Origin of the sequence: Mycobacterium sp. IDR2000157661, assembly GCF_022317005.1 — a bacterium.
Classification (GTDB): domain Bacteria; phylum Actinomycetota; class Actinomycetes; order Mycobacteriales; family Mycobacteriaceae; genus Mycobacterium.
In genome coordinates, this window is record NZ_CP081006.1 from 4,367,065 (window position 1) to 4,391,957 (window position 24,893).

Consider the following 24,893-nt stretch of genomic DNA (forward strand, 5'->3'; position numbering starts at 1 on the left):
TCTGTCCACGAGTGTGCGCTCGCGCTCATCTTTCTCCCGCCATCAAGTCGACGAACTGGTCGAACAGGTAGTTCGCGTCGTGGGGTCCCGCCGCCGCCTCGGGGTGGTACTGCACCGAGAAGGCGCGGCCGTCGACGAGTTTGATGCCCTCGACCACCCCGTCGTTGGCGCACGTGTGGCTGACGACGGCCTGTCCGAAGGGGGTATCGAAAACCTCGCCGCGCTCGCCCTCGAGTGCGAACCCGTGGTTCTGCGCGGTGATCGCGACGTTGCCGGTCTCGTGATCGATGACCGGGACGTTGATGCCGCGGTGGCCGAACACCATCTTGTACGTCGAGCGGCCCAGCGCGCGCCCGAGGATCTGGTTGCCGAAGCAGATGCCGAACATCGGGATGCCTGCTGCGAGCACCTCTCGGGTGACGCCGACGACGTGGTCGGCCGTGGCGGGGTCGCCGGGGCCGTTGGACAGGAACACCCCGTCCGGCTTCAGGTCGGCGATCTGCTCGAACGTCACCGACGAGGGCACCACATGGCTGCGGATGCCGCGCTGCGCGAAGTTGCGTGGCGTGTTCGTCTTGATGCCCAGGTCGATGGCCGCGACGGTGAAGCGTGGCGCCCCATCGGGTTCCACGACGTAGACCGACTCGGTGCTGACCTGCCCGGCCAGGTTGGCGCCCAGCATTGACGGCTGGCTACGCACCCGGTTCAGCAGATCGTCGGGGTCGGCGAGCGCCGTACCGCTGAACACACCGGCCTTCATCGAGCCCCGGCTGCGCAGGTGGCGCACCACCGCCCTGGTGTCGATACCGGCGATGCCGACGATGCCCTGCCGGTCGAGTTCCGCGTCGAGCGTGCCGGTCGCCCGCCAGTTCGACGCGCGCGGCGAGGGGTCGCGCACCGCGTAACCCGCCACCCAGATCCTGTCGCCGCGACTCTCGGCGTCCTCGTCATTCCAGCCCGTGTTGCCGATCTGCGGCGCGGTGGCCACCACGATCTGCCCGTGGTAGCTCGGATCGGTCAGGGTCTCCTGGTAGCCCGACATCCCGGTGGAGAAGACGGCCTCCCCGAGCGTCTCGCCGATCGCACCGAACGTCGTGCCGGTGAACACCCGGCCGTCCTCCAGCACAAGTACGGCTTTGTCGATCACGCCGCCTCCTGTTCTACCCACAGCGAATACTCCCGACGGTCGTTGGCGCGGAACCCGGTGTCGATCTCGGTGCCCGACGGCAGCTGCCACCGGATCGCCAGGATGCCCTGGTGCGGCTGACCTTCCCCCCGGGGTGCCCCCCTGCCCTTCGCGCGGGCGGTACCACCAGCGCTCCTGCCCCCGAGGATCACCTTTCCGGCGATGCCCCGCTCGGTGCGGATGGCGGTGATCGACTCGTCGGGGATCCAGATCGGCCCGGCGCCGCTGCGCTGCAACATGATTCCCTCGGGATATCGGGTCAGCACCGCCTTGGCGCGGAAGCCGAGGTCACCGACGGCCACGCGGTCGTTCCAGTGCGGAACCAGCGTGCTGCCGACGTACAACCCCTTGGTGGCGGGCACGATGGCCGGTCCCACCGTGTCGGGCAGCGCGGGCAGTGTGCCGATCAGTTGCGCCTGGCGTTCGGCGCGGCGCCGCCACCCGCGCATCATCGCCTGGATCAGCACCGCAATCAGCACCGCGACGACGGCCGCCATCACGAGCGAGCCCACCAGCGTGCCGGTATTCACGCCGGGCTCTTCCCGTCGCGCGCCGTGACCACACCGCGCAGCATCGTCAGCGTGACGACGGCGGGCAACTCCATGTCCTCGTACGGAGTGTTGTCGGACCGGCTCGCGAGTGCGATGCCCTCGACTGTCCAGGTGGTGTCGGGATCGACGACGGTCAGGTTGGCGGGCTCACCGATCTCCAACGGCCGGCCCTGGTCGGGCAACCCGACGATCTCGGCGGGCCGCTCGCTCATCACGCGCGCGACGTCGCGCCACGTCAACAGGCCCGGCCGCACCATGGTCTCGACCACCACCGACAACGCGGTCTGCAGTCCGAGCATGCCCGGCCGCGCGACGGCGAACTCGCAGCACTTCTCGTGTTCGGCGTGCGGTGCGTGATCGGTGGCCACGCAGTCGATGATTCCGTCCGCCAGTGCCCGGCGCAGCGCTTGCGCGTCGGAGGCCTCTCGCAACGGCGGGTTGACCCGGTTGCGCCCGTCGTAGCTGGCCAGCCGCCCGTCGTCGAGCAGGAGGTGGTGCGGGGTGACCTCCGCGGTGATCGAGATGTTTTGCGCCTTGGCCCATTTCAAGAGCTCGACGGTGCCTGCGGTGGAGGCGTGGCAGATGTGTACCCGCGCCCCGGCGTCGCGGGCCAGCAGGGCGTCGCGCGCGACGATGGACTCCTCGGCTGCGCGGGGCCAGCCGGCCAGCCCGAGTCGGGCGGCGTTTGGCCCCTCGTGGGCGACAGCGCCGACGGTCAACCGCGGCTCCTCGGCGTGCTGGGCGATCAGCACGCCCAGACCCGTCGCGTACTCCAACGCCCGGCGCATGATCAGCGGGTCGTGCACGCAGATGCCGTCGTCGGAGAACATCCGGACCTGTCCGGCACCGGCGGCCATCAGACCCATCTCGGTGAGTTGAGCACCCGCGAGCCCCATGGTGACTGCGCCGACCGGATGCACGTCGACCAGCCCGACGTCCTGGCCGCGGTGCCACACATGGTCGGTGACGACGGGGCTGTCGGCGACCGGGCTGGTGTTGGCCATCGCGAACACCGCGGTGTAGCCGCCCAGAGCCGCTGCGGCCGAGCCGGTTTCGATGTCCTCGGCGTACTCGCGCCCCGGCTCGCGCAGGTGGGTGTGCAGGTCGACGAAGCCCGGCAGCAGGATCTGGCCGGCCGCGTCGACGACGTCCGAAGCCTTTTCGAGTCCTCCGGACTCTGCCAGGTCCGTGCCGATGTCGACGATCTGTCCGTCCGACACCAGCACGTCGACCGGCTCACCTTCTCCGTACGGACGCACCCGCCGAATCACTACCGTCATGCGCTGATCGCTTCCTCTTCCGCCCCGACCAACAGGTGGAACAGCACCGCCATCCGGACATGCACGCCGTTGGAAACCTGTTGCAGGACAGCAGACTGCGTGGAGTCGGCCACCGAGAACGCGATCTCCATACCGCGGACCATCGGTCCGGGGTGCAGCACCACCGCGTTACCGGGCAGCAGCGCCTGCCGCTTGGCCGACAACCCGTAGAGCACCGAGTACTCGCGCGCCGAGGGAAAGAAGCCGCCGTTCATCCGTTCGGCCTGCACCCGCAGCATCAATACCGCGTCGGCGGTGGGCAGTTCGGCGTCCAGACTGTGCGACACGGTGACCGGCCAGCCGGCGACGCCGACAGGCAGCAGCGTGGGCGGCGCTACGAGCACCACCTCGGCGCCGAGCGTGTGCAGCAGCAACACGTTGGAGCGCGCCACCCTGCTGTGCAGCACATCACCCACGATGACCACCCGCTTGCCTTCGATGCCGCCGAGCCGCTGGCGGATGGTGAGCGCGTCGAGCAGCGCCTGAGTGGGGTGTTCGTGGGTGCCGTCGCCGGCGTTGATGACGGCCGGACCGGACCCCCCCTCGGCGGCCGTCCATTCCGCCAGCTGCTGCGGCGCCCCCGACGCCGGGTGACGGATGATCAGGGCGTCGGCGCCCGCGGCGCGCAGGGTCAGCGCGGTGTCGCGCAACGACTCGCCCTTGGACACCGACGAGCCCGATGAGCTGACGTTGATGACGTCCGCGCTCATCCACTTCCCTGCGACCTCGAACGACACCCGGGTGCGGGTGGAGTTCTCGTAGAACATCGTGATGATGGTGCGCCCGCGCAGCGTCGGCAGCTTCTTGACCTCCCGGCCCAGCAGCGCCTGGCTGAACCGGTCGGCGTTGTCGAGGATGGCCACCGCATCGTCGCGCGACAGATCGGCGGCCGAAAGCAGATGTCTCACGATGGTTTCTTCTTCAACGTCGGCTCTTCGCCCAAGGGCTCATCGCGGCGCGGCCTACTCATCACCGTGGCGGTCCTCCACGAGGTGCGATCCAGATGCCCTCGACGTCATCGTTTTCGGCCAGGCGCACCTTGACATTCTCGCTGCGTGACGTGGGCACGTTCTTGCCGACGTAGTCGGCTCGCAGCGGCAGTTCGCGGTGACCGCGGTCGACGAGCACCGCGAGTTGGACCGCCCGGGGCCTGCCGATGTCGCGCAGGGCGTCCAGCGCCGCGCGCACCGAGCGTCCGGTGTAGAGGACGTCGTCGACCAGGATCACCAGGGCCTGGTCGATGCCGCCCTCGGGAATCGACGTCTCTTCCAGGGCACGCGGCGGCTTGAAGTCGAGGTCATCGCGGTAGAGCGTGTTGTCGAGGGAACCGCGCGCGACCGTGACGCCGGCGAATTCCCTGATCTTCTCGGCGAGCCGTGCCGCCAGGGTGACGCCGCGGGTCGGGATGCCGAGCAGGATGACCTTCGGAGGACCGGCAGGATCATCCAATGCGGTCTTCTCGATGATCTGGTGGGCGATCCGGGAGATGGTTCGGCCGACGTCCGCGGCGGACATCAGCTCCCGGTCGGTGTCTGACGGGCCGGTGTTGGCGCCCAAGCGACTCTGACCTCCTTCTCCGCCTCTCTGGACGGGTCGTTAAAGGACGTCGAAACTGCGGCGAGCTTAGCACCTGCCGATCCGGTCGCCTGCCGCGACATCAGTACGCTTGGGCGCGATGAAACTCGACGGGAACGCGGCGTCCATCCGCGAGGCGATCGACGCCGGACTGCTCGCCGGCGCGGTGACGCTGGTGTGGCACGCCGGTGACGTGGTTCAGGTCAACGAGTTGGGCTGTCGCGATGTCGACGCCGGACTGCCCATGCAACGCGACACCATCTTCCGCATCGCCTCGATGACCAAGCCCGTCACCGTCGCGGCCGCGCTCAGCCTCCTCGAGGAGGACAAACTCAGCCTGGCCGACCCCGCTGCCAGGTGGCTGCCCGAACTCGCCGAGATGCGCGTCCTGACCGACCCGCGAGGGGATCTGGACAAGACCACGCCGTCGCGGCGGCAGATCACCATCGACGACCTGATGACGCACCGCAGCGGACTGGCCTACGCGTTCTCCGTACTCGGACCGCTGAGCCGGGCCTACGGCAGGATGTCGTTCCGTCAGGATCAGGACCGGTGGCTTGCCGAACTGGCCGCGCTGCCACTGGCACACCAACCCGGCGAACGGCTCACCTACAGCCACTCGACCGACGTACTCGGGATCGCGCTGTCGCGCATCGAGGGCAAGCCACTCTCCGAGATCCTGGCCGAGCGGATCTTCGAACCGCTGGGCATGACCGACACCGGTTTCGCGGTGGGCAGGTCCGGGCGCCCCCGCGCGGCCACCATGTACAAGCTCGCCCAGGCGGCCTCCGACAACCCCGTGCTGCGCGATGACGTGATGGGTCCAGCGCCGATCACCGACCCACCGTTCTGCGCCGGCGGCGCAGGACTGTGGTCGACGGTCGACGACTACCTGCGATTCGCCCGGATGTTGTTGGCCGGCGGGACACTCGACGGTGTCCGGGTGCTGTCCGAGGAGTCGGTGCGGGTGATGCGCACAGACCGGCTCACCGACGAGCAGAAGCGCCAGCCCTTCCTCGGCGCACCGTTCTGGGTGGGCCGCGGCTTCGGTCTGAACCTGTCGGTGGTGACCGACCCGGCGAAGTCGCGCCAGCTGTTCGGACCCGGCGGGTTGGGCACGTTCAGTTGGCCGGGCGCCTACGGCACGTGGTGGCAAGCCGACCCGTCGGCCGAGCTGATCCTGATCTACCTGATCCAGAACCTGCCGGACCTCGGCGTCGACGCCGCCGCGATCGCGGGCAACACCTCGCTGGCCAAACTGCAAGGAGCGCAGCCGAAGTTCGTGCGCCGGACGTATGCGGCACTGGATCTCTGAAACGGCTCAGCGCACGGTGGCGTCCAACCAGTCGAGCGTGACGGCGTTCGACAACGTGAGATTCCCGAGCTGGCAGTGTGTGTCGGCGCCCTCGGCGCCGCTGAACATCCTTCGCGTCACCGGACCGGTCGCCTGCTCGGCGAACACCTCGAACTGACGCAGAGGCTCGCCGCCCTCACCGGTGCCCACCAGCGCCAGGGCCGGACACTTCACCAGAGCGGGGTCGACGGTGAACTGCCTCAAGTAGTCGAATGTGCCGAGAAACGTCGTCTGACCGAAGCGCCGGATCAGCGAGCGCGACATCTCCTTGATCGGCGGCGGCATCTCCTCGTCCGGGATCTCGTCGATGTCGTCGAGGCTGAAGTCCTCCTCGGGGCTCAGCACCTCCTGCGGGTCACCGCCCATGCCCGCGACGAACGACACCATATAGGCCCGCAGGTCTATCACGGGCGAATTCGCCACCAGCGCCCGCACTCTCGAGTCGTTCGCGGCGGCCCGTGTCGCAAAGTATCCGCCGAAGCTGATGCCGAGAAGCGCCAGACGCCGCGCGTCGACCTGCGGCAGCTCGAGCGCCCGGTCCAGCCACGCCGACACCCATGACTCGGTGTCCGGCACGAAGTGGGTGTCGGGTTCGGTTCGCGCAGTGTCCATCTGGCCGGGCCCGCAGATCTGCAGCACTCGCCAGCCACGCTGCAGCGCCGAGAGCCCGATCTGGAAGTACGTCTCCTCCAGGGTGCCGTCGAAGCCGCTGGTGACCGCGAGCGTCGGCCCGGGCGTGGTGGCACCGGGCGGCACGAACCAGTATCCCGGCAGCCGCTGCCCGCGCCAGGGCAGCCACAACTCCTCCACGCCGCCCTCGCCCAACGCGGCCAGGAACGCCGCCCGGCTGGCGAGCCCCAGCTCGACGTGGCGATGGGTGCCGAACGGCGAAAAGTACTCGGCCGCACGGAAACTGTTCGACGCGTGCAGATAGCGCTCACGGGCGCTGAGGCCGTGGCCGGCGGCCGCACGGTCGTCTGCGTCGCTGCGCTGCCGGTCGGCCAGCGTGGCGAACTCGTCGGACCACGACTGCGGTCCGCCCGCGCGGATACGCGCCGCGACGGCCAGGGTCTCCCCGACCGACGCGCCGCCGTACGGCGCGGAACCGAGGTGGCGCAGGAGTTGGAAGTCGAGTTCGGCGTCGTCGAAACCGGCGACTCGGGTGGTGCTTCGAACCGTGGTGTCGGTCAACAGGACTCCTTCCCAGCAGGACTTATTCGCCGGGTCCCCGAACCGCTTTCGCAGCCGCCCGTATCTGTGGCGTCACGAGCATCACCTGACCGAGCACCCCGTTCACGAAACCCGGTGAGTCATCGGTCGACAGTTGCTTGGCCAGTTCGACTGCCTCGTCGACCGCGACGGGCTCGGGCACGTCGTCGCCGTGCAGCAGTTCCCACACCGCCACCCGCAGGATGGCACGGTCCACGGCGGGCAGCCGGTCCAGCGTCCAGCCTTGCAGGTGCGCGGCGATGAGGTCGTCGATGTGGGCGGAGTGTTCAGTCACGCCGCACGCCACCGTCACCGTGTACGGATTCAGCGGCGTGACGTCGGCCTGCGTGTCGGCCAACGCGTTGCGCGCGTCGGCCACCTCGGCGGCGGTGATGCCGCGCGCCTCGGCTTCGAACAGGAGGTCGACGGCGCGCTTGCGCGCCTGATGGCGGCCACGGTCGGCGGGCCGACCAGTCCGGCTCCGGTCGCCCTTGCGGTCAGGCATTCACCCGTCCGAGGTAGCTGCCGTCGCGGGAGTCGACCTTGAGCTTGTCGCCGGTGTTGATGAACAGCGGCACCTGGATCTCGGCACCGGTTTCCACGGTGGCGGGCTTGGTGCCCGCGCTGGACCGGTCGCCCTGCAGGCCGGGCTCGGTGTGGGTCACCTCGAGTTCCACCGTCACCGGCAGTTCCAGGTACAGCGGAGCACCGTTGTGGAAGGCGATCTGCACCGGCATGCTCTCCAGCAGGAACTTGGCCGCGTCCCCGACCAGCGAGTCCGGCAGCGGGTGCTGTTCGTAGTCCTCGGAGTCCATGAACACGAAGTCCGAACCGTCGCGGTAGAGATATGTCGCGTCGCGGCGGTCCACCGTCGCGGTCTCCACCTTCACCCCGGCGTTGTAGGTCTTATCGACGACCTTGCCGGACAGCACGTTCTTGAGCTTCGTCCGCACGAAGGCCGGCCCCTTGCCGGGTTTGACGTGCTGGAATTCGACGATTTGCCACAGCTGCCCGTCGATCTGTAGGACGAGCCCGTTCTTGAAGTCGGCGGTCGTTGCCACGGTCGGTTGTTCTCCTGTCAGAGGATGGCCAGTTCCCTGGGGAACCGGGTGAGTGAGTCAGCGTTCTGGTGTCGCGGGCCGGACGGCTCCGGGGCCTGTCCGGGATCACTGCACACCACGAGCGTGTCCTCGATCCGGACACCGCCACGGTCGGGCAGATAGACACCGGGTTCCACAGTCACCGCGGAACCAGCAAGGAGTGTACCGGCGGAGGCGGCCCCGATCCCCGGCGCTTCGTGGATCTGCAGACCGACGCCGTGGCCCAGGCCGTGGCTGAAGTTCTCCGCGTAGCCGGCCTCGGCGATGACGTGGCGCGAGGCAGCGTCGACGTCCTTGAGCGCGACACCGGGCGCCAGGGCCTGCCGACCCGCGTGCTGGGCGGCGGCCACCAGGTCGTAGATCTCGCGCTGCCAGTCCGCTACGGGCGCCAGCACGAAGGTGCGGGTCATGTCGGAGTGATAGCCGGCGACCAGGGCACCGAAGTCGATCTTGACGAAGTCGCCCGGCGCCAGCACCGCGTCGGTCGGCCGATGATGAGGAACAGCCGAATTCGGACCCGCCGCGACGATCGTCTCGAACGACGGGCCGTCGGCGCCGTGGTCGAGCATCAGCGCCTCCAACTCGCGGCCGATCTCCTTCTCGGTGCGGCCGGCCCGCAGACCGCCGCGGTCCACGAGGTCCTGCAACGCCGCATCGGCCGCCTCGCAGGCGAGCCGCAACAGCGCGATCTCGCCGGCGTCCTTCACTTCCCGCAGCGCTTCCACCGTTCCTGCGGCGCGCGTCAACTCCGTCCGCTCACCCGCCACCTCGGACAGCCGGGTGAAGGCGTCGACGGTCACCACATGGCTTTCGAAACCCAGCCGACGTACGCCTTCGCCAGCGGCACGGGCCACCAGATGCGGACCGCACGCACGTTCGATGACGACCTCTGCGTCCGGACTCTGCCGGGCGGCCTGGGTGCGGTAGCGCCCGTCGGTGGCCAGCACCGGCGTTTCGTCGTCCACGCGCACCAGCAGCGCGGCGTTGGACCCGGTGAAGCCGCAGAGGTAACGCACGTTCACCAGGTCCGACACCAGCATGGCGTCGAGGCCGGCGGCGGCGAGCCGCTCGCGTAGCCGAACCCGGCGTTGTGAAATAGTCACAGTCGATGACGCTACTCGCTAAGGTGTGGCCCCATGAGTAAGTGGTTGCTGCGCGGACTGGTGTTCGCGGCCCTGATGGTGATCGTGCGATTGCTGCAGGGCGCGATGATCAACGTGGCGGAAACGAAGGCCGGTTTGATCAGCGTCTGTCTGGTAGCCGCGTACATCGTCGTGGTCTTCGTTGTCGGCTTCCTCGACGGCCGCTCCGACGCGCGCGCCAACCCCGACCCGGACCGCCGCGGCGACCTCGCGATGACGTGGTTGCTGGCCGGCCTGGTCGCCGGCATCGTCAGCGGCCTCGTCGCCTGGTTCATCTCGCTGTTCTACAAGGGCCTGTACGTCGAGGCGCTGGTGAACGAGGTGACGACGTTCGCCGCGTTCACCGCGCTGCTGGTGTTCCTGGTGGCGATGGCCGGCGTCGCGATCGGCCGTTACCTGGTCGACCGCAAGGCTCCCGAGGTCCCGCACCACCGCTCGACACACGACGACGACCGCGCCGACACCGACGTGTTCGCGGCGGTCAATCCGGGCGGCCAGGACACGGCGCCGACGACCACGGATGGCGGCGGAACGGAGCGCGCCGACCGCGGCGACAACCGGTCCTGATTCCCGCGACGGACCGACCGGCTCAGCCGAGGCTGGCCAGATACCGCAGCGCCAGCACGTAGCCCTGTACGCCGAGGCCGACGATCACCCCGGTGGCCACCGCGCTCAGGTAGGAGTGGTGCCGAAACTCTTCGCGGGCATGCACGTTGGAGATGTGCACCTCGATCAGCGGCGCGCTCAGTTCGGTGCAGGCGTCCCGCAGGGCGATCGAGGTGTGCGTGAGCGCGCCCGCGTTGAGGATCACCGGGTCCCCGGCATCGGCGGCGGCGTGCACCCAACCCAGCAGGTCGGCTTCGCTGTCGCTCTGGCGGACAACGGCTTTCAACTCCAGCGCCTCGGCTTCGCGCTCGATCAGCGCGATCAGATCTTCATGCGTGGTGCTGCCGTAGACCTCTGGCTCGCGGCTGCCGAGCCGCCCGAGGTTGGGACCGTTGAGCACCAACACCGTCTTCGTCATGACACCGCCGTTCCGATCTCCGAGTAGGCCGCCGCCAGCAGCGACGGGTCCGGCCCCTCCAACCGGCCGGGCTTGCCCGGTCCGTCGAGCACCACGAAACGCAGCACGCCTGCTCGGGTCTTCTTGTCGCCTGCCATGTTCTCGAGCAACTCGGGGAACGCGTCGGCGTCGTAGCTGACCGGCAGGCCCAGCGCCCCGAGCACGGACCGGTGGCGGTCCGCGGTCTCGTCGTCGAGCCGGCCGGCGAGGCGGCCGAGTTCGGCGGCGAACACCAGACCCACCGACACGGCCGCGCCGTGCCGCCAACGGTAGCGTTCGCGACGCTCGATGGCGTGCGCCAGGGTGTGGCCGTAGTTGAGGATCTCGCGCAGCTGCGATTCCTTCTCGTCAGCGGCCACCACCTCGGCCTTGACGGCGATGGCGCGTCGGATGAGTTCCGGCAGAACGGTTCCCGTGGGATCGACGGCGGCTTCCGGATCGGCTTCGATCAGGTCGAGGATCGTGGGATCGGCAATGAAACCCGCCTTGACGATCTCGGCCATCCCGGCGACGAGCTCGTTGCGCGGCAACGTCTCGAGGGTGGCCAGGTCGACCAGCACGGCGGCGGGTTGGTGGAACGCTCCCACCAGGTTCTTGCCCGCATCGGTGTTGATGCCGGTCTTGCCGCCGACCGCGGCGTCGACCATGCCCAACAGCGTGGTCGGCACATGCACGATGTCGACGCCGCGCAGCCAGGTGGCCGCCGCGAAACCCGCGACGTCGGTCGCCGCTCCCCCGCCCAGGCTCACGATCGCGTCCTTGCGGCCGACCCCGATGCGGCCCAGCACTTCCCAGATGAATCCGAGGACGGGCAGGTCCTTACCGGCTTCGGCGTCGGGGATCTCGATGCGGTGGGCATCTATACTGTTGTCGGACAACATCTTCCGGATGGCCTCGGCGGTTTGGGCGAGCACCGGCTGGTGCAGGATCGCCACCTTGTGCCTGCCCTCGAGCACGCGTTGCAGCTCACCGAGCAGACCCGTGCCGATGATGACCGGATACGGCGGATCGACGTGGACGTCCACGGTCACGGGTTCAGTCACGGTTGGCCTTCGCGTTGCGGGCTGCGACCGCCGCCGGTGACGGCGGCGCCCCGGTGCTCGGTTCTGCGGTGAGCGAGGACGGGTCGCGGCGCCACGGTGGACGGCGGCGCCTGCGCGGCGGGCGGGGTCGGTCGTTGTTCTCGAGTCGGTCGACGATGTAGCGCACCACCGCTCCCGGGTTGCGCCGGTTGGTGTTCACCCGGATGGTCGCCAACCGCCGGTAGAGCGGGACGCGCGCGGTCATCAGTTCCGTGAACTTCTCGCTGCGGTCGCCGCCCGCCAGCAGCGGCCGCACGGTGCTGCCGCCAGTACGGCGCACCCCCTCCGCGGCGCTGATCTCGAGATAGATCACCGTGTGGCCGGCGAGGGCCTCCTGCACACCGGGAGTCGTCACCGCGCCGCCACCCAGCGACAGCACACCGTCATGCGTCTGCAACGCTGAGCGCACGACCTCCTCCTCGATGCGACGGAACTCCTGCTCGCCGTCGGTGGCGAAGATGTCGGCGATGCTGCGCCCGGTGGCCTGTTCGATCGCCGCGTCGGTGTCCAGCAGCGTGAGGTTGAGGGCCTTGGCCAGGCGACGGCCGATCGTTGACTTGCCCGATCCGGGCAGGCCGACCAGTACCGCCCTGGGCGCCATCAGTGCGACGCCTGCAGCGGTTCGGCGGACGGTTCCCGCGCAGCGACCGCCCGCAGGTAGTTGTCGATGTTGGCGCGCGTCTCGCTCAGCGAATCGCCGCCGAACTTCTCCAGCGTCGCGCGCGCCAGCACCAGCGCCACCATGGTCTCGACGACGACACCGGCGGCGGGCACCGCGCAGACGTCCGAGCGCTGGTGGATCGCGACGGTCTCGTCGCCGGTGGCCATGTCGACGGTGGCCAGCGCCCGCGGCACGGTGGAGATCGGCTTCATCGCCGCGCGCACCCGCAACGGCTGGCCGTTGGTCATCCCGCCTTCCAGGCCACCCGCCCGGTTCGTCGAGCGCAGCACACCGTCGGGACCGGGATACATCTCGTCATGGGCGACGCTGCCCCGGCGGCGCGCGGTGCGGAACCCGTCGCCGATCTCGACGCCCTTGATCGCCTGGATGCCCATCACCGCGGCGGCCAATTGGCTGTCCAACCGGTTGTCGCCACTGGTGAACGAACCCAGTCCGACGGGCAGGCCGTTGGCGACGACCTCGACGACGCCGCCCAGTGTGTCGCCGTCCTTCTTGGCGGCCTCGATCTCGGCGATCATGGACTGTTCGGCCGCCTCGTCGAAGGCCCGCACGGGGCTGGCGTCGATGGCGGCCAGGTCGGCAGCCTGCGGCGGCGGGCCGTCGTAGGGGTCGGAGGCGCCGATCGAGATCACGTGCGAGAGCACCTCCACGCCGAGGGCGTCGCGCAGGAACGCCCTGGCGATCGTGCCCGCCGCGACGCGGGCGGCGGTCTCGCGGGCGCTCGCGCGTTCGAGAACCGGCCGGGCGTCGTCGAACCCGTATTTCAGCATGCCGGCGTAGTCGGCGTGCCCGGGCCGGGGCCGGGTCAGCGGCGCGTTGCGGGCTGAGTCTTTCAAGTCCGCCAGTCGGTCGGGGTCGACCGGATCCGCGGCCATCACGGTCTCCCACTTGGGCCACTCGGTGTTGCCGATCTCGACGGCGATCGGACCGCCCAGCGTGAGTCCGTGGCGCACGCCGGCCAGCAGCGTGACCAGGTCCTGCTCGAACTTCATCCGGGCCCCGCGGCCGTAACCGAGTCGCCGTCGCGCGAGCTGCGCGGCGATGTCGTCGGAGGTGACGTGGACACCGGCGACCATGCCTTCGACGACCGCGACCAGGGCGCGGCCGTGGGATTCACCAGCGGTAGTCCATCGCAACACGTGTCCCATTTTCGCACGTCGGCCACGCGGCGCCGATTCACCCGCTGCCAGGCCGTCCGGCACGAGACCCAAACCCAGGCGTTACAGCGGCGAAACGAGCAGGGTGACGCCCGGCATCTGCTCGGATCGCCCTGCCACTAGGAGGTCGCGAGGCCGTCGAGGACACGGCGGATCTCGGCGAGCGCTTGGCGGTGCGCGGCCCGCTGATCGTCGGCGCGCGCAATGATCATCGCCGTCTCGCAGAGCGCCCCGAACAGGAAGTGGGCCAACGGTCCGGGCGGACGATCGGTGATACGTCCGGCATCCGCCGCCCGGGTGATGCCGGTCTGCATCATCGTCAGCAGTGGTGTCTCCAGACGGCGCATGTCGTCCCACCCCAGCGCGGTGAAGGCGTCCAGCAGCACGATGCGCTGCGTGCCGGGTTCCAGACACTCGTCGAGGAATGCGCGGCATGCGGCGGCGAACGCCTGCCACGGGTCGCGCTTGCGGCGGTACGCGGCCAACAACGGTGCCGTCATCCGCTCGACCTCGCGCGTGAACACCGCCTCGAAGAGTTGTCGCTTACCCGCGAAGTGGTGATAGACCGCGCCTTTGGTCACCTCGGCACGCGCCGCGACAGCGTCCAGTGAGGTCGACTCGTAGCCGTCGGAGGCGAACAACTCCCTGGCCGCGTCGACGAGGGCCGCGGTGGTCGCCTCGGTGCGCTCGGCCTGGGTACGCCTGGAGATCCTGGAGGGACTCACAGCACCCGGTAGACGCGGTAGTCGATGTGGTTGGGCGACAACACGTTGTAGCCGACGGCGACGACCTGACTCAGCCAGGCGTACCGTTCGTCGGCAGTCTCGAAGGTCGGCGTCGTACGGACATAGGTCTCGTCGAATCCCAGCACCTCACCGGCGGCCAACCGGCCCAGTCCGTCCGCGGGCACCTTGATGACGCCGCGGGCCTCGTAGTGAACGAGGGCACCGTCGTGGGTGCGCAGTGTGGCCCGCACATCGACGCGTCCGACACCATCGCTGCCGACGACGAGCCAATCGCCGCCACCTGGAAGCACATCACCGACCAGCTTCGGTCCCCGCAGGCTCCCGCCGGTCGCGACGAATGTCATGCGGGTTCCCAGGGCCGTCGCAATCGGCTGCGCCGGAAGCAGATCCACATGCATGTCGAAGAGGTGCTCGACCGGAAGCGCGTCCACCAGGGGCAGCTGCGCCGCCGCGGTCATGCGCTGACCTCGCTCAGCGCGGCCTGCAGCTGAATCGGGTCGACGAACGTGTCCTTGCGCGTGACCAGCCCCTCCGGTGACACCATGACGACGTCGAGGCAGTCGAAGCGCACAGCCCCGGAGATCAGCGCCCAGTCCAGCACCCAGTGATCAGAGCCGTACAGCACGCGATACGTCTCGAACGAGAAGTCCGGGAACTGCGCGAAGATGCCGGCGAAGGTGTCCCGTACCGCGCTGCGGCCGACAGCGGGCTCTCCGCCCATGTGCGTCCAGAACCGGGTGTCCTCGCTGTGCAGCGCGGCGATCGCGTCCGGATCGCGCCTCTCCCATGCGGCGAAGTAGCGAACCGCGACGGATTCCAGGTCAAGTTCTGCTTGTTTCATACCCTGAGTATGCATCTACCTACCGTGAGTATGCAAGTTTGTGCGGTCAGCCGATCGCCATCACGCCGGCAACCGCCGTGGCCAGACACATCGAGAACCCGTGCGGCACCGTGGTTTTGACACCGCGTCCCACGCTGATGAAGGCCCACAGCGCCGATCCGACCGGTGCCGCCAACGCCGCGACCGCCCAGATGTCGGTGCCGAGCGCACCGGTAAGCGCGCCGACGCCGAGCGCCAGCTTGACGTCGCCCGCGCCCATCGATCCGGGCGCGAGTACGTGCACCAGCAGATAACCGCCGAACAACAGCAGCGCGCCGAGCACAGCGGGGAGGCCGCGCCCGGCGACCACGGCTGCGATCAGAACGACAGCAGCGCCCGGCAGCGTGAGGGCATTCGGCAATCGCCGCAGGCAGATGTCGTAGACGCTCAACATCGTCAGCCAGGCCAACGCACAACCCGCCAGTACCGCCCCCACGCTCGAAGGCTAACCCCGCTCCAGCGCAGCCCTCATCGCTTCTTGGGGCGCCGGCAGGCCCGTGAACTGTTCGACTTGCGCGAACGCCTGGTGCAGCAGCATCTGCAGCCCGCTGACGACGCGGCCGCCGGCCGCGTGCACCGCGGCGGCCAGCGGCGTCGGCCACGGATCGTAGATCGCATCGAGCAGCAACGGAACGCCAGCGACCGTATCGGCACATCGCCCTGCCACGTCGGCGGGGATGGTGCTCACCACGACGTCCACGCCGCTCACCGGCATGCCGAGCTCGACCCAGCGCGCGCGCATCCCCACCCGGTCCGCCAACGCGACGAGCGACTCGGCCTTCTGCCGGTTGCGCGCCACCACCGACAACTCCCGCACCCCGAGTTCGGCCAGCCCGACGACGGCGGCGGGCGCGGTTCCGCCCGAGCCCAGCACCGCAGCCGACCGGCCCGACATCGCGCCCAGGGCACCGGTCACCCCGTCGACATCGGTGTTGTCCGCGCGCCAGCCAGAGCCGACGCGCACCAGCGTGTTGGCCGAGCCGACCAGTTCCGCCCGCGCGGTGCGCTCTTCGGCGAACTTCAGTGCCGCGAACTTGCCGGGCATGGTCACCGAGACGCCGATCCACTCCGGCCCGAATGCACCGACCACCGCGGGCAACTGCTCAGCGCTGCACTCGATGCGCTCATAGGTCCAGTCGTGCAGGCCAAGCGCGCGGTACGCCGCCAGGTGCAGCTGCGGTGACCGCGAGTGCCCGATCGGTGAACCCAACACCGCGGCTCGACGTGCCCTACCGCTCATCGCGCATCCGCCCAAATCGCCGTCACCGCGCGGAGTCGAGGACCCCGTTGCGTTGTGCCAGTTCGATGTTGGCGAGGTGCTGCTGGTAGTCGCGGGTGAACAGGGTGGTGCCCTGCATGTCGATGGTGACGAAGTACAGCCAGTCCCCCGACTCGGGGTTCTCGGCGGCGGCGAGCGCCGCCTGGCTCGGCGAGCAGATCGGCGTAGCCGGAAGTCCAGGCCGCACATAGGTGTTCCACGGCGTCATCTGGCCACGGTCGACATCGGTGGTGGCCACCTCGATGCGGTCCAGCGCGTAGTTGACGGTGGAGTCGAACTCAAGGGTGCGGTTCTCGGCGAGCCGGTTGTAGATGACACGGGCGACCTTGCCGAAGTCCTCCGGCGTCGATTCCCGCTGCACCAACGAACCCACGATGAGGATCTCGTAGGGCGACATGTTCGTCGCAGCGGCCGCGTCGAGCAGGCCGCCCTGCGCATACCGGGTCGCGCTGACCGAGATCAGGGTCGCGAGGATGTCCTGCGGTTGTGCCGACGGATCGATGTTCCAGGTACCGGGTGCGATCAGCCCCTCCAGGCGACGGGAGTCGTCGCCCATCGTGGTCACGGGTCCGACCGCCCACTCGGGCACCTGCAGCAGGGCTGGAGGTGCGGTGGCCGCCACCTCCTTGAGCGCGTCAGCCGAAACACACTTGCGTTCTCCGTCGAGGTCGACGCAGGTGGCCTGCGAGATCATCGTCAGGATGCCCTCGGTGACCGCGTTGGTCTTCACGTCGCGAACGTCGTCGAGTTGGCGGCCTTCGGGAATGGTCAGCTTGCCCACCCGGTTCTGTGGGTCCGCCAGCCGCTCAACCGCGTTCGCAGCCGGGATCTCGGTGCGCAACTTGTAGAAGCCGGGCTGGATGGACGCGATCGCGGCATTGCCCTCAGCGGCGTCGATGAATGCGCCTGCGGTCGCGACGACGTTGCTCTCCTTCAGTGTGTTGCCGATCGCGGTGGTCGAGTCGCCGTCGTGCACCTGGATCACGACGTCGTTGACACCGTCACCGGAGAAGTCGTTGCTGCCGAAGAACGAGTGCCACAGCCGGGAGCCGAGGAACACCACACCGACGACTACGACGATAAGCACGCCCAGCATCAACACAGCGCCGATACGACGCCTGCGGCGGGTGCGCGCCTCCCGGGCACGGTCCGCGCGGGTAACCCGGCGTCGGGGCGGACCGACCGCTACGGGTTCTGCCCGCTCCCGGCTCCAGTGGTTAGTCATCGCCGACCTCTCCGTGCGCGCCACCGTGACAACTCGCTGCTCGCGTGGTCGTTGCCGCGCGTCGTTGATCCAACCAGTTCTGCAGAATCCCTACCGCGGCCGCCTGGTCGATGACCGACCGTTGGCCCTTGGCGCGCACGCCGGCCTCGCGCAGCGAGCGCTGGGCCACAACCGTAGTGAGTCGTTCGTCGGCCAGTCGCACCGGTGTCGGTGCGATGCGCCGCGCCAGCGCGTCGGCCAGCGCGACGGCGTCTTCAGCTGATGACCCGGACCGGTCGGCGAGCGTGCGGGGTAGCCCGACGACCACCTCGACCGCACCCTGCTCCTGGACCAGGCCCGCGAGCCGGCGCAGGTGCCTGTCGGAATGTTTGCGGCGGTCACGCATCACCGTTTCCAGCGGCGTTGCCAGGATGCCGTCCGGGTCGCTGGCCGCCACCCCGATCCGCACCGTGCCGACGTCGATGCCGATCCGCCGACCGCGGCCGGGGTCCGGAGGGTCGAGAGGGCCGGCGGGCCGATCGGGCCGGCGGTCGCCTGGTGCTCTTCGCCCAAGCGGCTCGTCGCCCGTCGGTGTGGGCTTCACGCGCTGGCGCTCCGGTCGATCTCTGCGCGCAGCGCGGCCAACGCCGCGTCGATACCCGCGGCCCCCCTGCCCGAACCCTGCGCCAGGTCGGGTTTGCCGCCACCACGGCCGTTGACGGCCGCGCCAAGCGGCTTGACCAGGTCGTTGGCCCGAAGGCCGAGGTCCTGTGCCGCGGCGTTCACCGCGACCACGAAGGGCACTGCGTCGTTCTCACCTTCGGCCATCAGGGCGACGACGGTCGGGTCGCTGCCGAGCTTGCCGCGGATGTCCCCGACGAGGGTGCGCAGATCTGCAGCCGACATCCCGCCGGCCATCCGCTGCGCCACGACACGGACCTTACCGATAACTTCCGCTCCCGCGGCGGCATTGGCTGCCGCGGCGCGGGCACTCGCCAGCCGCAGCCGCTCGAGTTCCTTTTCGGCTGCGCGCAACCGTTCCACCAGGTTTGCCACCCTGGCGGGAACCTCGTCCGACGGCACCTTCAGCGACGACGCGAGGCCGGCCATCAACGCGCGTTCCTTGGCGAGGTGGCGGAACGAGTCGAGGCCGACGTAGGCCTCCACGCGGCGCACGCCCGAACCGACCGACGACTCCCCGAGAACGGTCACCGGGCCGATCTGTGCCGAGTTGTGCACGTGCGTGCCGCCACACAACTCCAGCGAGAACGGGCCGCCGATCTCGACCACCCGCACCTGCTCGGGATACTGCTCGCCGAACAGCGCCATCGCGCCCATGGCCTTGGCCTTCTCCAACTCCGTGGTGAACGTGTGCACCTCGAAGTCGGCTTCGACGGCCTGGTTGGTGACCTCTTCGATCTCGGTGCGCTGCTGCTCGGACAGGGGGCCTTGCCAGTTGAAGTCGAATCGCAGGTAGCCGGGCCTGTTCAGGGAGCCGGCCTGGACCGCGTTAGGCCCCAGCACCTGTCGCAGGGCGGCGTGCACCATGTGGGTGCCCGAGTGCCCCTGCGTGGCACCGTGGCGCCACCTCGGGTCGACGGCGGCCACCACCGTGTCGCCCTCCACGAACTCGCCGGATTCGACGTTGACGCGGTGCGACCACAACGTCTTGGCGATCTTCTGCACGTCGGTGACGGCGGCCCGAGACGTTCCAGACGCGCCGGACGCACCGGCACCGTCGATGTTGCCCTCGTCGGCGATCTGGCCGCCGGACTCGGCGTAGAACGGGGTGCGGTCGAGGATCAGCTCGACCCGGTCGGGCCCGGCCCCTCGATCGGCTTGGTTGTCGCGACTGACCACCGGGACCCGCTTGCCGTCGACGAAGATGCCGAGGATCCGCGCCTCGGTGGTCAGCTCGTCGAAGCCGGTGAACTCCGTCGGTCCCGCGTCGACCAGGTCGCGGTACGCCGACAGGTCCGTGTGGGCCTGCTTGCGGGCCGCGGCGTCGGCCTTGGCGCGCGCCCGTTGCTCGGCCATCAGGCCGCGGAACCCCTCTTCGTCGACGCTGAGATCGGCCTCGGCGGCCATCTCGAGGGTCAGCTCGATGGGGAAACCGTAGGTGTCGTGCAGCGTGAACGCGTCGCGGCCGGACAGCTTGTCGGTCCCGGAGGCCTTCGTGGCGCGCGCTGCCTCGTCGAACAGCCGGGAACCGGAGGCCAGGGTGCGGTTGAACGCGGTCTCCTCGGCCACGGCGATGCGCTGGATTCGGTCGAAGTCGGCGACCAGTTCGGGATACGACGGTCCCATCGCGTCACGCACCGTGGTCATCAGATCCGCCATGATGGGCTGCTCGACACCGAGCAGCTTGGCGGCGCGGATGATTCGGCGCAGCAACCGGCGCAGCACGTATCCGCGGCCCTCGTTGCCCGGGCTGACTCCGTCGCCGATGATGACCGCCGCCGTACGGCTGTGGTCGGCGATGATCCGGTAACGCACGTCATCAGCGTGTGAGCCGTGGACTCCATACGGACGCGGCGCGACCGCGGCGACGAGGTCGATGACCGGGCGCAGCAGATCGGTCTCGTAGACGTTGTCGACGTTCTGCAGCAGGCACGCCACCCGTTCGACACCCATGCCGGTGTCGATGTTCTTGCGCGGCAGCGGGCCGAGGATCTCGAAGTCCTCCTTCGACGTGCCCTGGCCGCGCTCGTTCTGCATGAAGACGAGATTCCAGATCTCGATGTAGCGGTCCTCGTTGGCCACCGGGCCGCCACCCTCGCCGTACTCCGGGCCGCGGTCGTAGTAGATCTCCGATGACGGACCGCACGGTCCCGGGATGCCCATCGACCAGTAGTTGTCGGCCATGCCGCGGCGCTGGATGCGTTCGGCGGGCAACCCGGCGACCTCCTGCCACAGCGCGACCGCCTCTTCGTCGTCGAGATACACCGTCGCCCACAGCCGTTCGGCGTCGAAGCCGTACCCGCCCTGGTCCTGAGGATTGGTCAGCAGCGTCCAGGCGAACTCGATCGCGCCCTTCTTGAAGTAGTCGCCGAAGGAGAAGTTGCCGGCCATCTGGAAGAAGGTGTTGTGGCGGGTGGTGATTCCGACCTCGTCGATGTCTGGGGTGCGGATGCATTTCTGGACGCTGGTCGCCCGGTCCCATGGCGGCGCCTGCTGGCCGAGGAAGTAGGGCACGAATTGCACCATGCCGGCGTTGACGAACAGCAGATTGGGGTCGTCGAGGATCACCGAGGCACTCGGCACCTCGGTGTGGCCCGCCTTCACGAAGTGATCGAGGAAGCGCTTCCTGATCTCGTGGGTCTGCACGTCTGACACGTCCTTGTTCGTCGCTTGCGATGATGCTGGGTTGCCGCTGGGTTGCCGGTGAACCTGCGACTGTTCGACCGCACTACAGTACCGGTCGCCATCGGCGGCCCCGGAAAGTCAACGAACCGGCGCCGCGCTCGGTGCCCGTCAGCCGGCGATGAAGCTCAACCGCACCTTGCGCTGCGGGTTGTCGCGGTTCAGATCGACCAGCACGATGCTCTGCCAGGTGCCCAGCAGCGGCTGGCCGTCCTGAACCGGCAGTGTCACCGACGGCGACACCAACGCGGGCAGCACGTGGTCGGCGCCGTGTCCCGGCGACCCGTGCGAGTGGCGGTAGCGGTCGTCGCGCGGCAGCAGGCGGTCGAGGGTGTCGACCAGGTCGTCATCGGAGCCGGCGCCGGTCTCGATCACCGCCACCCCAGCCGTCGCGTGGGGCACGAACACGTTGCACAGGCCGTCGCCGCGCCCGTCACAGAAGGCACGCACCTCGTCGGTCAGATCGACGATGCGGCGTCGCGCCGCGTCGATGTCGAGCACGTCGGAGTCCACGTCGTCGAGGGTACGAGCCCTCGATCCAAGATCAGAACCCGGTCCGGTCGCCTGATCCATTGAATCGGCGGCCGGCCGAGAGGATGCTGAAGGGTACTCCGGTGGCGCCACCGGGGCGCCGCCCCGGAATGTAAGGGGTGATCCGTGTACGCACGATCAACCACTGTGCAGGCGCGGCCGTCTTCCATCGACGACGCAATCACGTTCATCCGCGACGAGGCCATGCCCGCACTCGCGGCGATGCAGGGATACGTCGGCCTGTCGCTGCTGATCGACCGTGAATCCGGTCTGTGCATCGCCACCAGCGCATGGGCAACCGACGATGCGCTGCGGAATAGCAGCGCCGAGGCGGCCGCGCTGCGCGAGCGCGCCGCTGATGTCCTCGGCGGGGAAGCCACCGTCGACCACTGGGAAGTCGGCGCCTTGCACCGTGACCACCGCTCGGGCGAAGGCGCTTGTGTGCGGGCCACATGGCTGCGAATGCCACCCGGTCACGCCGATCGGGCCGTCGAGTTCTACCGGACCGAGGTATTGCCCGCACTCGAGGATCTCGAGGGATTCTGCAGCGCCAGCCTGCTGCTCAATCGCTCGACGGGGCGCGCCGTGTCGTCGGCGACCTTCGACAGCCTCGAAGCCATGGACCGTAACCGGGAGCAAGCCAGGGAACTGCGCAACTCGCGGACCCGAGAACTGGGTGCCGACATCACCGACGTCGGCGAGTTCGAACTCGCGATCGCCCAACTCAGGGTCCCCGAACTGGCGTAACCGGTACGGAGAGGCGTTTATCTACGCCTGCGTAAGGGTATTTCTGCTCCACTCAGGCCCATGGAGGAGACATGACCATCACCGGCATCATCAGCGCCATTCTGATCGGCATCGTGGTCGGCGTTCTCGGCCGCTTGGTGCTCCCTGGCAGGCAACCGATCGGCTTCCTCGTGACGATCCTGGTAGGCATCGTGTCCGCCTTCATCGGCACCTGGCTCGCCCACGCGTTGGGCCTGCCGACCGCGACCCGCGGAGTCGACTGGATCGAGTTGTTGGTCCAGGTGGTCGTCGCCGCCGTCGGCGTCGCGTTGGTCGCCTCCCTGATGGGCCGCCGGCGTACCGGCGTGACGCGGACGCGCCGTCGGTCCGGCTTGATGCGGTAACCAAGACCCCCCTTGCGACCCCGGCTGCGCCCCCCGGCAGCCGGGGTCGCCCCCGTCTACAGCGTCTTCAGCAGCTCATCGAGCTTCTCGTAGCCCTCTGTCATCCCGCCCTCCATCCCGGACGACAGCAGCGCGTCACGGGCCTCGATCGTCGGGCAGATGGAGCGGCCGCGTAGCCGGGAACGGCCGTTGCCCAGGTCCTCGAACCACAGGTATTCGATGTTGACCATGTCGGGTGCGCCATCGAATTCGAAGGTCTGCAAGATGAATTCGTTGTCCCGGACGGTGTGGAAGGTTCCGTTGAAGCCGAACTCCCCGTGCTCGTTGTGGTGCGTGTAGCGGTAGCCTCCGTGGCTCTTGAACACCCACTCGACGACGTCCATCTCCAGGTCCCGGGGGCCCAGCCACTTCGTCACCAGCTCGGGTTCGGCGTGGGCGCGAAACAGCGCCTCGACGGGAGCGTCGAACTCTCGGGTGAACTCCATGGCCAGGGTGTCGACGGGTGCGGTCAGATTGAGCGCGTTCATTGCTCGGTTCCTCTCTTCTCGGTGTTCATCTCGGTGTCATCTGTCATCTCCGCCAGCAGGGCGTCCAGCCGGCGGTAACTGCGTTCGGCGTCGAGCCGGTACCGGTCGATCCATCTCGTCATCCGTTCCAGCGCCGCGGCGTCCAGGTGGACGGGCCGCCGCTGAGCTTCGCGGGTCCTGGTGACCAGACCCGCCTGTTCGAGCACCTGGATGTGCTTGGACACCGCCTGCTTGGTGATGTCGAACGGAGCGGCCAGCTCGTTGACCGTCGCCGGTCCTCGCGACAGGCGCGCCACGATCGCGCGCCGGACGGGATCGGCCAGCGCCAGGAAAGCGCGATCAAGCCGGGTCTCGGCATCATCGTCACGCTCCAACAGTCAACCTTCACATTGATAAACCAATTGGTTGATTAAAACCATAGGGCGCTGCGCGGTCAGCGTCAAGGGCGGTTCGGTGTGGGCGTCAGCGCCTGCGGCGGATGATCGCCCGCAGCTTCTCCAGCCGCCCTGCGATTTCCCGTTCGTTGCCGTGAGTCGTGGGACGGTAATAGTCGACACCCACCAGCTCGTCGGGCGGGTACTGCTGGGCGACAACGCCGTCGGGGTCGTCGTGGCTGTAGCGGTAGCCGATCGCGTTGCCCAGCGTCGTCGCGCCGGAATAATGGCCGTCGCGCAGATGCGTGGGCACCAGCCCCGCCTTGCCGGCCTTGATGTCGCCCATCGCCGCGCCCAGCGCGGTGGTCACCGCGTTCGACTTCGGGGCCGTCGCCAGATGCACGGTCGCATGGGCCAGGCTCAGTTGGGCTTCGGGCATGCCGATCAACTGGACGGTCTGCGCGGCGGCGACCGCGGTCTGCAGCGCGGTCGGATCGGCCATGCCGATGTCCTCACTGGCCAGGATCATCAGCCGGCGGGCGACGAACCGCGGGTCCTCCCCCGCGATCAGCATTCGGGCCAGGTAGTGCAGCGCCGCGTCGACGTCGGAGCCACGTACCGACTTGATGAACGCGCTGATGACGTCGTAGTGCTGGTCACCGTCGCGGTCATAGCGCACCGCGGCCCGGTCGAGCGACTGCTCGATCGTCTCGACCGTGACCTCTTCGCCGGCCTCGGCGGCCACCTCGAGTGCGGTCAGCGCCCGGCGGGCATCGCCGGCGGAGAGTTGTACGACGAGTTCGACGGCTTCGTCGGTGACGGTGAGCTTGCCGCCGAGTCCTCGAGGGTCGTCGACGGCGCGGCGGACCAGGGTGCGCACCGCATCGGCGTCGAGCGGCTGCAACTGCAGGATCAGCGACCGCGACAACAGCGGGGCGACCACCGAGAACGACGGGTTCTCCGTGGTGGCCGCGACCAGCAGCACCACCCGGTTCTCGACCGCCGAGAGCAGCGCGTCCTGCTGGGTCTTGGAGAACCGGTGCACCTCGTCGATGAACAGCACGGTCTGTTCACCGTGCCCGGCCGCTCGCCGTGCGGTCTCGATGACAGCGCGTACCTCTTTGACACCGGCCGACAGCGCCGAGAGCGCCTCGAACCGGCGACCGGTGGCCTGCGAGATCAACGAAGCCAGCGTCGTCTTACCGGTTCCCGGCGGGCCGTACAGGATGACCGACGCCGCGCCCGAGCCCTCGACCAACCTGCGCAGCGGCGAGTTCGGCTGTAGCAGGTGGTCCTGGCCGACGACCTCGTCGAGCGTTGCCGGCCGCATCCGCACCGCCAACGGCGCCGAGGCGCCGACGGCCGCTATTCCGGTCGAAGGCGCCTCGCCGGGGACGTCGAACAGACCGTCGGACACGTGTTCTGCTTACCACGACGTG

At 68.8% G+C, this 24,893-nt stretch carries 28 protein-coding genes and 1 pseudogene; 4 read left to right on the forward strand and 25 right to left on the reverse strand.

All coding sequences use genetic code 11. From position 1 onward, the window contains the following. Nucleotides 1-25 precede the first annotated feature (25 nt). The 5 genes from carA to pyrR are packed head-to-tail and all read right to left on the reverse strand — an operon-like array spanning nt 26 to nt 4,571. Nucleotides 26-1,144 (reverse strand): glutamine-hydrolyzing carbamoyl-phosphate synthase small subunit, encoded by a 1,119-nt coding sequence (gene carA / locus K3G64_RS22335; protein ID WP_238950931.1) that lies wholly within the window; start codon nt 1,142-1,144, stop codon nt 26-28. Continuing rightward, on the reverse strand, nt 1,144-1,716 hold the full coding sequence (locus tag K3G64_RS22340) for a PH-like domain-containing protein (RefSeq protein ID WP_238887319.1): 573 nt from the start codon (nt 1,714-1,716) through the stop codon (nt 1,144-1,146). The genes carA and K3G64_RS22340 overlap by 1 nt, the downstream gene beginning before the upstream one ends. After that, a complete protein-coding gene (locus tag K3G64_RS22345) occupies nt 1,713-3,017 on the reverse strand; it encodes a dihydroorotase (RefSeq protein ID WP_238887321.1) in 1,305 nt (434 codons plus the stop codon). Before K3G64_RS22345 ends, K3G64_RS22340 begins: the two co-directional genes overlap by 4 nt. Further along, a complete protein-coding gene (locus K3G64_RS22350) occupies nt 3,014-3,967 on the reverse strand; it encodes an aspartate carbamoyltransferase catalytic subunit (RefSeq protein WP_238950933.1) in 954 nt (317 codons plus the stop codon). Before K3G64_RS22350 ends, K3G64_RS22345 begins: the two co-directional genes overlap by 4 nt. 58 nt (nt 3,968-4,025) lie before the next feature. Continuing rightward, nucleotides 4,026-4,571: a bifunctional pyr operon transcriptional regulator/uracil phosphoribosyltransferase PyrR gene (pyrR, locus tag K3G64_RS22355; RefSeq protein ID WP_238950935.1), complete on the reverse strand. Its 546-nt coding sequence runs from the start codon at nt 4,569-4,571 to the stop codon at nt 4,026-4,028. Between the two features lie 160 nt (nt 4,572-4,731). On the opposite strand from pyrR, the gene K3G64_RS22360 reads away from it, so the two are divergent. After that, complete coding sequence (locus K3G64_RS22360; RefSeq protein WP_238887323.1) at nt 4,732-5,946, forward strand: serine hydrolase domain-containing protein; 1,215 nt, start codon at nt 4,732-4,734, stop codon at nt 5,944-5,946. A gap of 6 nt (nt 5,947-5,952) precedes the next feature. Here K3G64_RS22360 and K3G64_RS22365 read toward each other — a convergent pair whose 3' ends face one another. Genes K3G64_RS22365 through K3G64_RS22380 form a run of 4 tightly spaced genes read right to left on the reverse strand, consistent with a single transcriptional unit; the run spans nt 5,953 to nt 9,397 of the window. Continuing rightward, the gene (locus K3G64_RS22365; protein WP_238887324.1) at nt 5,953-7,176 is read right to left on the reverse strand and encodes an alpha/beta hydrolase family protein; all 1,224 of its coding nucleotides are present in this window, start codon (nt 7,174-7,176) and stop codon (nt 5,953-5,955) included. Nucleotides 7,177-7,198: 22 nt separating this feature from the next. Beyond that, nucleotides 7,199-7,699: a transcription antitermination factor NusB gene (gene nusB / locus K3G64_RS22370; protein ID WP_238887326.1), complete on the reverse strand. Its 501-nt coding sequence runs from the start codon at nt 7,697-7,699 to the stop codon at nt 7,199-7,201. Further along, on the reverse strand, nt 7,692-8,255 hold the full coding sequence (gene efp, locus K3G64_RS22375; RefSeq protein ID WP_238887328.1) for an elongation factor P: 564 nt from the start codon (nt 8,253-8,255) through the stop codon (nt 7,692-7,694). Before efp ends, nusB begins: the two co-directional genes overlap by 8 nt. 17 nt (nt 8,256-8,272) lie before the next feature. Continuing rightward, a complete protein-coding gene (locus tag K3G64_RS22380) occupies nt 8,273-9,397 on the reverse strand; it encodes a M24 family metallopeptidase (RefSeq protein WP_238887329.1) in 1,125 nt (374 codons plus the stop codon). Between the two features lie 33 nt (nt 9,398-9,430). Between K3G64_RS22380 and K3G64_RS22385 the strand changes: the two genes are divergently transcribed. Further along, on the forward strand, nt 9,431-10,003 hold the full coding sequence (locus K3G64_RS22385) for a B-4DMT family transporter (RefSeq protein WP_238887331.1): 573 nt from the start codon (nt 9,431-9,433) through the stop codon (nt 10,001-10,003). Between the two features lie 22 nt (nt 10,004-10,025). Here the strand turns inward: K3G64_RS22385 and aroQ are convergent, their stop codons facing one another. The 13 genes and pseudogenes from aroQ to K3G64_RS22450 form a co-directional block, all read right to left on the reverse strand. Further along, the gene (gene aroQ, locus K3G64_RS22390) at nt 10,026-10,460 is read right to left on the reverse strand and encodes a type II 3-dehydroquinate dehydratase (RefSeq protein ID WP_238887333.1); all 435 of its coding nucleotides are present in this window, start codon (nt 10,458-10,460) and stop codon (nt 10,026-10,028) included. Beyond that, entirely contained in the window at nt 10,457-11,542 is a 1,086-nt protein-coding gene (gene aroB / locus K3G64_RS22395; RefSeq protein WP_238887334.1) for a 3-dehydroquinate synthase, read from the reverse strand. Before aroB ends, aroQ begins: the two co-directional genes overlap by 4 nt. Before the next feature lie 139 nt (nt 11,543-11,681). Then, a pseudogene (locus tag K3G64_RS22400) lies at nt 11,682-12,182 on the reverse strand (shikimate kinase); the annotation flags it as partial. Beyond that, nucleotides 12,182-13,402, reverse strand: a complete 1,221-nt coding sequence (gene aroC, locus K3G64_RS22405) for a chorismate synthase (RefSeq protein WP_238887336.1) — start codon at nt 13,400-13,402, stop codon at nt 12,182-12,184. The gene aroC and the pseudogene K3G64_RS22400, both read right to left, overlap by 1 nt. A 137-nt stretch (nt 13,403-13,539) precedes the next feature. Continuing rightward, complete coding sequence (locus K3G64_RS22410; RefSeq protein ID WP_238887338.1) at nt 13,540-14,145, reverse strand: TetR/AcrR family transcriptional regulator; 606 nt, start codon at nt 14,143-14,145, stop codon at nt 13,540-13,542. After that, nucleotides 14,142-14,624, reverse strand: coding sequence for a DUF3237 domain-containing protein (locus K3G64_RS22415; RefSeq protein WP_238887340.1), 483 nt, complete (start codon nt 14,622-14,624; stop codon nt 14,142-14,144). Before K3G64_RS22415 ends, K3G64_RS22410 begins: the two co-directional genes overlap by 4 nt. Then, nucleotides 14,621-15,007: a nuclear transport factor 2 family protein gene (locus K3G64_RS22420; RefSeq protein ID WP_238887342.1), complete on the reverse strand. Its 387-nt coding sequence runs from the start codon at nt 15,005-15,007 to the stop codon at nt 14,621-14,623. Before K3G64_RS22420 ends, K3G64_RS22415 begins: the two co-directional genes overlap by 4 nt. Nucleotides 15,008-15,053: 46 nt before the next feature. After that, nucleotides 15,054-15,482, reverse strand: coding sequence for a prepilin peptidase (locus K3G64_RS22425; protein WP_238887343.1), 429 nt, complete (start codon nt 15,480-15,482; stop codon nt 15,054-15,056). Nucleotides 15,483-15,491: 9 nt separating this feature from the next. Beyond that, entirely contained in the window at nt 15,492-16,286 is a 795-nt protein-coding gene (locus K3G64_RS22430) for a shikimate dehydrogenase (RefSeq protein WP_238887345.1), read from the reverse strand. A 22-nt stretch (nt 16,287-16,308) separates the two neighbouring features. Further along, complete coding sequence (locus K3G64_RS22435) at nt 16,309-17,550, reverse strand: endolytic transglycosylase MltG (RefSeq protein ID WP_238887347.1); 1,242 nt, start codon at nt 17,548-17,550, stop codon at nt 16,309-16,311. Then, on the reverse strand, nt 17,543-18,133 hold the full coding sequence (ruvX, locus tag K3G64_RS22440; RefSeq protein ID WP_238887349.1) for a Holliday junction resolvase RuvX: 591 nt from the start codon (nt 18,131-18,133) through the stop codon (nt 17,543-17,545). The genes K3G64_RS22435 and ruvX overlap by 8 nt, the downstream gene beginning before the upstream one ends. Beyond that, nucleotides 18,130-20,856, reverse strand: coding sequence for an alanine--tRNA ligase (gene alaS, locus K3G64_RS22445; protein ID WP_238950936.1), 2,727 nt, complete (start codon nt 20,854-20,856; stop codon nt 18,130-18,132). Before alaS ends, ruvX begins: the two co-directional genes overlap by 4 nt. 147 nt (nt 20,857-21,003) lie before the next feature. After that, nucleotides 21,004-21,393: a secondary thiamine-phosphate synthase enzyme YjbQ gene (locus K3G64_RS22450; protein ID WP_238950937.1), complete on the reverse strand. Its 390-nt coding sequence runs from the start codon at nt 21,391-21,393 to the stop codon at nt 21,004-21,006. Between the two features lie 156 nt (nt 21,394-21,549). On the opposite strand from K3G64_RS22450, the gene K3G64_RS22455 reads away from it, so the two are divergent. Together K3G64_RS22455 and K3G64_RS22460 are read left to right on the forward strand one after the other, a co-directional pair. Further along, nucleotides 21,550-22,170, forward strand: coding sequence for a hypothetical protein (locus K3G64_RS22455; RefSeq protein ID WP_238887356.1), 621 nt, complete (start codon nt 21,550-21,552; stop codon nt 22,168-22,170). A 71-nt stretch (nt 22,171-22,241) separates the two neighbouring features. Beyond that, nucleotides 22,242-22,553 (forward strand): GlsB/YeaQ/YmgE family stress response membrane protein, encoded by a 312-nt coding sequence (locus K3G64_RS22460; protein WP_238887358.1) that lies wholly within the window; start codon nt 22,242-22,244, stop codon nt 22,551-22,553. Between the two features lie 56 nt (nt 22,554-22,609). Here the strand turns inward: K3G64_RS22460 and K3G64_RS22465 are convergent, their stop codons facing one another. The 3 genes from K3G64_RS22465 to K3G64_RS22475 form a co-directional block, all read right to left on the reverse strand. After that, nucleotides 22,610-23,080, reverse strand: a complete 471-nt coding sequence (locus K3G64_RS22465) for an SRPBCC family protein (protein ID WP_238887360.1) — start codon at nt 23,078-23,080, stop codon at nt 22,610-22,612. After that, the gene (locus K3G64_RS22470; protein ID WP_238887362.1) at nt 23,077-23,454 is read right to left on the reverse strand and encodes an ArsR/SmtB family transcription factor; all 378 of its coding nucleotides are present in this window, start codon (nt 23,452-23,454) and stop codon (nt 23,077-23,079) included. Before K3G64_RS22470 ends, K3G64_RS22465 begins: the two co-directional genes overlap by 4 nt. Before the next feature lie 88 nt (nt 23,455-23,542). Beyond that, nucleotides 23,543-24,871 carry a replication-associated recombination protein A gene (locus K3G64_RS22475; protein ID WP_238887366.1) on the reverse strand — a complete coding sequence of 443 codons (1,329 nt, stop codon included), beginning with the start codon at nt 24,869-24,871 and terminating at the stop codon, nt 23,543-23,545. Nucleotides 24,872-24,893: the final 22 nt, after the last annotated feature.